This window comes from Micromonospora qiuiae, assembly GCF_016863555.1.
GTDB classification, from domain to species: domain Bacteria; phylum Actinomycetota; class Actinomycetes; order Mycobacteriales; family Micromonosporaceae; genus Micromonospora; species Micromonospora qiuiae.
The window spans coordinates 1-8292 of sequence record NZ_BOPC01000137.1; the positions used below are offsets into that span (position 1 = coordinate 1).

The window sequence follows — 8292 nt, forward strand, 5'->3', positions numbered from 1 at the left end:
TGAGCGCCTACGACGACTACGCCCGCGAAAACGACTGGCTGTAACCCCCGGCACGGCCGATAGTCGACGTACGCGGCACGCACATCAAAGCGACGGATTGAGAGCATGAACTCCACCTGGATCGCCACGCCGATCACTGCGGACCTCCTGCGAGGCGCGCTCGACCTGCAACGCACCGCCCGAGGAGTGCTGCCGCACCGACTGCCCGCCTGGGCCCGCGCCCAGTGCACCGACGGCCAACTCACCATGGTGGAGGCCCAACCCGCCGGCGTGCGGCTGGCTTTCCGCACCCGGGCCACCGCCGTCGAGCTGGACACGCTGCCCACCAGGCAGACCTATCCAGGCCTGCCGTCCCGCCCGGTCGGCGTGTACGACCTGATCGTCGACGGTCACCTGACCGACCAGGCCAGCGTCACCGGCGGCGACACGGTGACCATCGACATGACCACCGGGACCGCCGAGCACCGGTCCGGTCCACCCGGCACCATCCGCTTCACCGGCCTACCCGACCGGATGAAGAACATCGAGATCTGGCTGCCGCACAACGAGACCACCGAACTCGTCGCCCTGCGCACCGACGCCCCGGTCACACCCGCACCACAATCGGGCCGCAGGGTGTGGTTGCACCATGGCAGTTCCATCAGTCAAGGCTCCAACGCCGCCAGCCCGACCGCCACCTGGCCCGCCGTCGCGGCTTCCCTCGGCGGTGTCGAACTGGTCAACCTCGGCCTGGGCGGCAGCGCGCTGCTCGACCCGTTCACCGCCCGCACCATGCGGGACACGCCGGCCGACCTCATCAGCGTGAAGATCGGCGTCAACCTGACCAACACCGACCTGATGAGGCTGCGCGCCTTTACCCCGGCCGTGCACGGCTTCCTCGACACCATCCGGGACGGCCACCCCAGCACACCACTGCTGGTCGTCTCACCGATCTACTGCCCCATCCACGAGGACACACCCGGCCCCGGCGCGTTCGACCTCGCCGCCCTCGCCACCGGGCAGCTGCGGTTCCGGGCCACCGGCGACCCGGCGGAGCGGGCGAGCGGGAAGCTCACGCTCGGTGTCATCCGTGACGAGCTGGCCCGCATCACCGCGCAGCGGGCGGCCGGCGACCCGAACCTGCACCACCTCGACGGCCTCGATCTCTACGGCGAGGCCGACTTCGCCGAACTGCCGCTACCCGACCAGCTCCACCCGGACACCGCCAGCCACCGACGCATCGCCGAACGCTTTGCCAAGCAGGCATTCGCCCCGCACGGTCCCTTCGCAGAGTGAGGGTGGGTGTCGACGGTGGTTGGTTACGGAGGGTATTGGTTGGCCGAGCAGGATGCGGTGTCGTAGGAGTGGAGCCGCGCGCCCGTGCGAGTTGTCGCTTGGCGTCAGTCAGGCTGCCTCTCCATATGTGCAGCGCAGGGCCTCGGCAGCCGGCCACCCCGCCGGCAGCAGGATCGGCGAGCACGCCGCGACGTCCCGGCCGGTCTACCGTGGTACGGCACGGAACCATGCCTCTCGATCGCCCGGGTCGGGTCCGCGCGGAGCCGGCTATGGCTCTGCCCGCACCGCAGGCCTTCGGCCGGGAACCATTGGCCCTACGAACGGCCCACGCCCCGCTCCATCAGCCGGTGAGCCATGCGCTCGGCAAATTGGTACGGGCGATACCCCCGCTGTTTTTCAAGGTGGTCGAGGTACGGCTTGGCCGCCAGGACCGTGCTGCAGTATGAACGTCCCATGCTCTCTGAGATCAGAGAGGTCTCGACGTAGCCACCCTCGCAGGCGATAGCGATCGCGTTCAGGGTCGCCAGGGTGGCACCGACCTGATCGCGTACGTCCTGAGGAAGTGCCGCCAGATCCTCTGTCGACCGGCCGGACAACTGGTCATGCAGCAAGCGCCTGCCGCCGCGCTGTTCTGGCGCAACGTAGCGCTGGTACAGGTCGAAGAACGCCCGCAGCCGGTCCGCTCGATTGGCACGGCGAAAGCCCCAGACGGCGACCGCGATTGCCACCAGTGGGGAGGTCAGGGCCAGCAGAGTGCTACCCAAGCCGCTCATGGGTTGTCCTGGGTCGCCGCAGGCGACTCCGACCCATCACCATTGGCCTTGGACGCCGTCGGCTCTGCCTGGTCGTACCGAGGGTGGCGCATCAATATCCCTTCTTTCCTGGCCATGTTGCTCAGCGCGGCCTTGACGATGATGCCCCGTACCATCGTCTCCAGCCCTGGCGCGCTGCCTTCGTCCCAGGCACCCGGGCCTGTGTGCAGCACCCGTAGCAGCCAACCTGGTCCGTCGATACCGAATGCACGAATCCGTCGCTGGCCGTCACCCAATGCATAGTGCAGCTCCCAGCCAAAGGGGCCGTTGACCTTACGTAACGCGACGTCGTCTTCGGTGATCTTCCCCGCCATCAGTGCCCGGATTTCGGGCCATAGCGGACCACCCGGCGCTGCGAAGAGCTCGAGACTCATCTGTTCGGTGCCTTCACTAGCGGTGAGCGTCCGAAAAGTGCCGTCGGGACCCGCCATGGCGCTCAAATCGACACCCTCGACGGCCGTGACAAATATTGAGCCGAGGTCGATGTGGCTGCTCGGCACCAGATCAATCTCAGAAATGTCTCTAGGGCCGGCCACCTCCCTTGTCTGAGCGGTCTGTGTGTCGCTCATGCCGTCCGCTTGATCCTGCTCCTGCGGCTCATCCGGTGCCGGCGGCGCCGCGTCCAGGAACGCGCCCAGTGAGGTGGACTGCATGGCCTCCAGATACGTGTCCAGGAAAGCTTGAACCGCGCTTGCTGCCGGTTCCAGTTGACGAGCCACGATCGCTCTGCCCTCGGCGCTGGCCACGCCCGCCTTCACAAGTTCGAAGGCCAAGGATCGTCGGTCCTCAGGGTTCATGGCCGCGCCGACGAACCCAGCAAGGAAGAAATCGACGCCGGCGACCGCGGCATCGGCGGCGTTCGCTGGCTCCGTGACGGATCTGGCGATCTCGATCATGTGACTCACCGCCGTGATCAGTTGGCCCGCCTGTGCTGAGCCGACGAGCTCGGGAGGCAGCAGCGGCTGGACGAGTGCCTCCGCCGGCGACGAGTCCGGCGCCGCCGAAAGTACCTCCTCATCAAGGACGACATCGGCCAGCGCGTCAGCTACCTCCTGTCGTACGGACGCCGGTGCGTCGAGGTGGAACGACACGATGCCGGACAGCATCTGGGCCATCATCGGTGTCCCGATCTCCGGATGTGCCCTGCCGAGCTCGTCTAGCTTGGCAGCGAACTCTTCCGGGTTGGACACCAGTTCCTGTCGCAGTTCGTCTCGGGCACGGTCAGCGGCCGCCTTTGCCTGGTCACGGCGAGCGCTCAGCGCCTCCTCAAAGCGCTGGAGGTGGCGCTCGACATCGGCCGTTTCATCGACGGACATCCAGAAGCCCTCGTCGATCATGCGTTCTTTCAGCCGGTCTGCGGCGGCCTTGATGCCAAGTTGTCTACGCGAGTCCTCGATTGACAGGGTGAAGCATGGTGTGTCGTCGTGATCCACGACGAGGCGGCAGAGGGCCTTGAACTTGGGTAGCTCGTCGAACGAACTGGTGCTGGTGCGCAGCACATCGGACAAGGTCTCAGCATCCTGCGGCCCGACTCGGAACGACACGGCGGTGCCAACATTTCCCAGGATGGCGTTGAGTAGCTCTCGGCTGCGTGCGCCCTCGAATCGGGAAAACGCGTAGAGCTGTTCGAGGTTCTGGTGTGCCAGCACAAGACCGCAGCCGAACTTGCGAGCCTCGGCGATCAGCTCTTCAACTCCGGCGGTTGCGAACTTCTGGAACTCATCGATATAGAGCGTGAGGGGCAGCCGATCGGCAACAGGATTCCCCGTGCCCAGTTCATAGTCGAACACCGCCCGCTGGATTCGACGCAGAAGCAGACTGCCGATGAAGGAGGCCGCGCCGGATCCGAGTGCCGACTCAGGGATCTTGACCAGCAGTACACCGTTGTTCCAGACGATCTGATCTATCGACAGAGGTGAGGGCCGGGTACTGCACAGCGAAGCCCGCACCCGGCTGCCACTCGGCATGAGGTCAGCAAACTTGGACAACATCCACACCACGCGTTCGGCGCGTTCGCTTTCCGAGATCGACTCAAAGACATTCCATCTGTCGCGCAGGACGGTGTTGGACTCGATGGAATGGGCCACCATACGGCGGATCTCCCGGTTGCGATACATGGTCTCGACCAGGTCGAGCGACCGCGGAACTGGGAAATCCGGCTCGAACATGGTCTCCAACGCCTGGCGAACCATATCGTCAAAGACTGGTCCGGTGAACTCGTTGTAGTACCGCGACTCCAGCACTCGAAGGAAGTCCGTTGTGTGCAGAATCTTGCTCCGCTCGTCATGGATGTCGAGCAGGAGGGGGTTGAGCACCGGAAGATAGTCGGGGCGCCCGAAGTCCAAGAGGACGGTTTCGGCGAGTCGATCCTGGCAGTGCCAGGCGAGGTAATCCACCAGGTCGCCGTGCGGGTCGATCACCACCAGGCCGCGTTTACCGGCGAGATCCGTGCCTCGCTTCCCTGTCAGATCCTGCCTGCACAATTCCTTGAGGAGATTGGTCTTGCCGGTGCCCGTCTTGCCGACCACATACATGTGCCGGACCCGCGCGGTTTCGTCGAGCAGAACGTCCACGCTACGGTCTGTCTTCGGCCCAGCGATCTTCGCGCTACCCAGCCGGAGTCCCACCTTCGGCAATTCCGGTCCCCGGTAGTGGATCAGCCCGTCGTACTTGGCCTGCCGGCCTCGAGCCTGGAATTGTCCGTAGGGCGGATGGAAGATCCTGATCAATTCGCTGGGGCTGAAGTGCACAGGCTCTCCGTACGCCACCTCCGCATCGACGTGCTCGATCGTGGCGGGGATGGTGCCGAACACCTCGTGTCGAATCGTGTCGGCGAGCAGAACCGGTATGGGTTTCGCGCTGCTCAGCACCAGCGACATGCCAAGACCCTTGGTCTCTTCCTTCGACATGTCGCGCAACAGGTTGAAGTAGGCGGCCGCCCGCCGCTCGGCCTCGTCGCCGACGGTCATGTAGGGAATCGACGTAAGGGTGTTGAGCAGCACCTTGTCGTCGTCGACTGCGCGCGAAGCGGCGGTGATGCTCCGGGTCGGTGTCGCTGGGATGACCCGCATGTCCATGCTGATCGGCGTATCGTGCGTGCGGATGAGATCGAAGATGGGCGACCAGTCGTCCCGCACGGTGGGGGAATGGTTGCTCAGGTCAGGTGTGATCCTGAGGCAGTAGCTGTCCGCCGGCACGGCGGACACTTCGTCGGAGTGCGACAGCGACCAGCAGGCCACCAACATCGAGCGCAGTTGGCCTTCCACTTGGTCGGCCTGAACCACCGAGTCGTCTCCCGTGACGATCACGTCGAAATAGTTGCGGAGATCGGGGCTGTGTGGATCGGACGCCGAATGCAGCCGATAGGTGATGGATATTGATCCGGGTGGCAGTGCGCTGAGTGCGCGCAGGAAGTTCAGCTGTCGAGGTAGGGTGGACACCGCTCGACTACTGTCGTATCTGCCCAGACGAATGGCGAACGACCAATGATCGCCATCAAGGCGGCGGACTTTGATCTCCTCGCGGAGCTTGTCCGCCAACGCTCGGTGTGCGTCCAGCAGCAAGCCGACCGGTGGGATCTCAACCCCAGAAGCCATCAGGTCGCCGATTCGTCGCACGATCAGCTTGGCCTGCTTGGCTCGTACCATACCCTCATCCACCATCGATGTTACGGTGAGGTGGGTTGCGAGCGTGGCGTAGAGCGTGTCGTCGTCCAGTCCTTGCGCAAGGGCTCTGCGATATTCCTCCAAGCTGTCGCGCAGCGGGCCTTGCGTCGGTAGGTGCATCAGCCACCGGGTCAACTGCTCGGGGAGGTCTGCGGTGGCGGCGACGTTCTGTCCGTCGCGGCGCTCCTCCAACGCGCGTACCACTGTCACGGCCACGTCATTGTCCGGAGTGCGTTCGATGATTTCCGATCGGAGAACCAGCCGATTCTCCGTGCTCACCAGGGACGTGGGCCGCCGTGCGTAGCGGTCGTGGTCGATCATCAAAACGGCCGCGTAGCCTTTGCCGACAGGGGCGACGCCGCGCTTGTCGGTGAAGGCGGATCCGCGCAGTGAGGGTGCGACCACGGTGGACCCGCCGTATCGCGCGCAGTTCGCGATCAATCGGACGTAGTCGCGCGGGCTGTCGGGAACGAACGGTGTGACGGTCGCGGTGAATGCCGGCACACAGACCACGTCAGGAGCCTGTGCCAAGAGTTCACCGTCGCTACGCAGGTAGTCGAGGCACACCGCGACCCCGAGCCGCACCGTGCGTCCCCGCAGCACCGTCTCGACCACGATCGGCCCGGTGCCTGCTTCGGCCACCTCGTGCTCGGACGGGTAGCGCTTGGTGACCAGATGCATGTGCTCGTTCTCGACCAGCACCGAAACATTGCGTCCAATCAGGTCATCCGCCGGCATTCGTCCGTCCGACTGTGCGACCAGCTCATCGGCCTCCATCCGGTTACGAACCACGCCCAGCCCGGCGACCAGGGCACGACCACGAGAGAAGCCGACCAGCACGTCGAGGCAGGAGACCGGTATTACATACTCTGGCAGCACCACAACGTCGGCATCTCGATCGTCGACAAACGCCAGCACCTCGGACAGTAGCTGCCGAGTCTCGGTGGTGGCGATCTCCTGGATCTCTCGCAGGATGTTCGCCGCGTTCGTACCCCCTGCGGCGGCGAAGAACGCGGCGGCGGACAGTGCCTGAGTGAAGTCGGCTTCACTCGCTAAGGGTTCAGCCGGAAGCCACAGCTTGCCGTACTCACTGAGGGCTTGCGGAATGCCGTCGAGTTGGACGACGCACAGGCGGAGGGGCTTGCTAGCTGGCAGCCTGGTCATGTCTATCCTCGGCTCGCGGTATCGGTTATGTCGGGTGGATGACATATATCTGTTACTCGCGTTAGCCACCGTACCGGCTCTGTGCCACGTCCACACCAGCCAACTCGGGCATCATCGTCACAGCTGTCTCGCTGAATCGGTATTTCCATCCGATCGTGCAGTCGTGGACGGTCTGGTAATCGTCGGCTCTCCGGACCCCAGCACCACGTTGAAATGGTTGTGCCAGTTCGACGCGGGTTGTTCGGCGAGCACTGCCGCAACGAGGTCCGACCGCACGTCCTCGGCCACCGGCGCGGCGAAGGCGTCGAGCACTTCGAGTGCCACGTAGCTGGGGCTCGCTCCCCGGATTGTCTGCCGGGTGTCCTGTTGGCGGATGGCTGCCCATCCGGGTGGATCGCCTCCCCGACCACCTCGGCGTCTGGGTCAGCCAGGCATGCCAACAGCAGCGGGACGCGGACGGCACCGTACGCGGCGAGCGCGTGCCGGGCCTCGAACAGGCACCGCTCGGGCTTGGTGAGCGGAAGCGGCTGCAGTGACCAAGGCCGGGCACCGCCCTCGCTGGTCAGCACAGTGACTGTAGGTAGCGATGTTGCTGCGCCCTTCCGAGTTCTCGACTTCCGGCCGTGCCGATGATCGTGGGACCTCACGTGAGCCGCGTCTACGGGTCGTGTGATTCATTGTCCGCCTGACACGGAGCGAATGAAGCTGGTGAGAAGTCCTGCTGTATGCGGAGGATCTTCGAGCATGGGTGAGTGGCCGACACCGGGCACCAACTCGACTTTCGCACCTGCAATGGAGCGGTACGATGCCGCTGATGAGGGTTGCCACCTCTGGTCGAGCTCGCCGAAGATGACCAGCAGTGGTTTGCCGAGGCTCGTGAGCCGATTCGGAAGTGGTCGCTGGGTCAGATAGTCGTCGGACGCCCGCGATGTTGCCGTGAGCGCGTGGTAGGTCATGCTGCGCGTGTGGTCGACGAGTTGCTGCGGGACGTGAAAGCCTGGCGCGAACGCGGTGCTCAAGCCCCGGCGCAGAATCCCATCGGTCCGAAGTCGCCACAGCAGTTGACCCAGCACAGGGACGAAGACGAGCTTGCCCACCGGCCCGTCCGAGATGAAGGCGTCCAGGCCAGGTCCGGTGTCGATGAGCACGAGCGCGGTCACCAGGTCGCTGCGGTGCTCGGCGAGTGCGGTGGCGACGTAGCCGCCGGTGGAGTGGCCGATCACTATGGCGTGTTCGATACCGAGCTGGTCCAGTGCCTGCCCGACGCGGCGTCCTTGCCGCGGGATCGCATAGCCGCCGCCGGCCGGTTTGGCGGACTGGCCATGTCCGAGCAGGTCGATTCGGATGACACGATAGGACGTTGCCAGCGTAGGGAC

6 protein-coding genes are annotated in these 8292 nt (G+C 64.9%); 2 read left to right on the plus strand and 4 right to left on the minus strand.

The annotated features are described in order from the left end of the window. Positions 1-105: 105 nt before the first annotated feature. Complete coding sequence (locus Vqi01_RS29485) at positions 106-1275, plus strand: SGNH/GDSL hydrolase family protein (RefSeq protein WP_204038414.1); 1170 nt, start codon at positions 106-108, stop codon at positions 1273-1275. A 314-nt stretch (positions 1276-1589) separates the two neighbouring features. On the opposite strand, the gene Vqi01_RS29490 is transcribed toward Vqi01_RS29485, so the two are convergent. The 3 genes from Vqi01_RS29490 to Vqi01_RS29500 form a co-directional block, all read right to left on the minus strand. Then, positions 1590-2048 (minus strand): DUF4760 domain-containing protein, encoded by a 459-nt coding sequence (locus Vqi01_RS29490; RefSeq protein WP_204038415.1) that lies wholly within the window; start codon positions 2046-2048, stop codon positions 1590-1592. Then, positions 2045-6916: a DUF3710 domain-containing protein gene (locus Vqi01_RS29495; RefSeq protein ID WP_204038416.1), complete on the minus strand. Its 4872-nt coding sequence runs from the start codon at positions 6914-6916 to the stop codon at positions 2045-2047. Before Vqi01_RS29495 ends, Vqi01_RS29490 begins: the two co-directional genes overlap by 4 nt. A gap of 117 nt (positions 6917-7033) precedes the next feature. Beyond that, positions 7034-7240 (minus strand): hypothetical protein, encoded by a 207-nt coding sequence (locus Vqi01_RS29500; protein WP_204038417.1) that lies wholly within the window; start codon positions 7238-7240, stop codon positions 7034-7036. A 65-nt stretch (positions 7241-7305) separates the two neighbouring features. On the opposite strand from Vqi01_RS29500, the gene Vqi01_RS29505 reads away from it, so the two are divergent. Continuing rightward, positions 7306-7452 (plus strand): hypothetical protein, encoded by a 147-nt coding sequence (locus tag Vqi01_RS29505; protein WP_204038418.1) that lies wholly within the window; start codon positions 7306-7308, stop codon positions 7450-7452. Positions 7453-7590: 138 nt separating this feature from the next. Here Vqi01_RS29505 and Vqi01_RS29510 read toward each other — a convergent pair. Further along, the coding region (locus tag Vqi01_RS29510; protein WP_204038419.1) for an alpha/beta fold hydrolase at positions 7591-8292 on the minus strand (702 nt) is incomplete at its 5' end.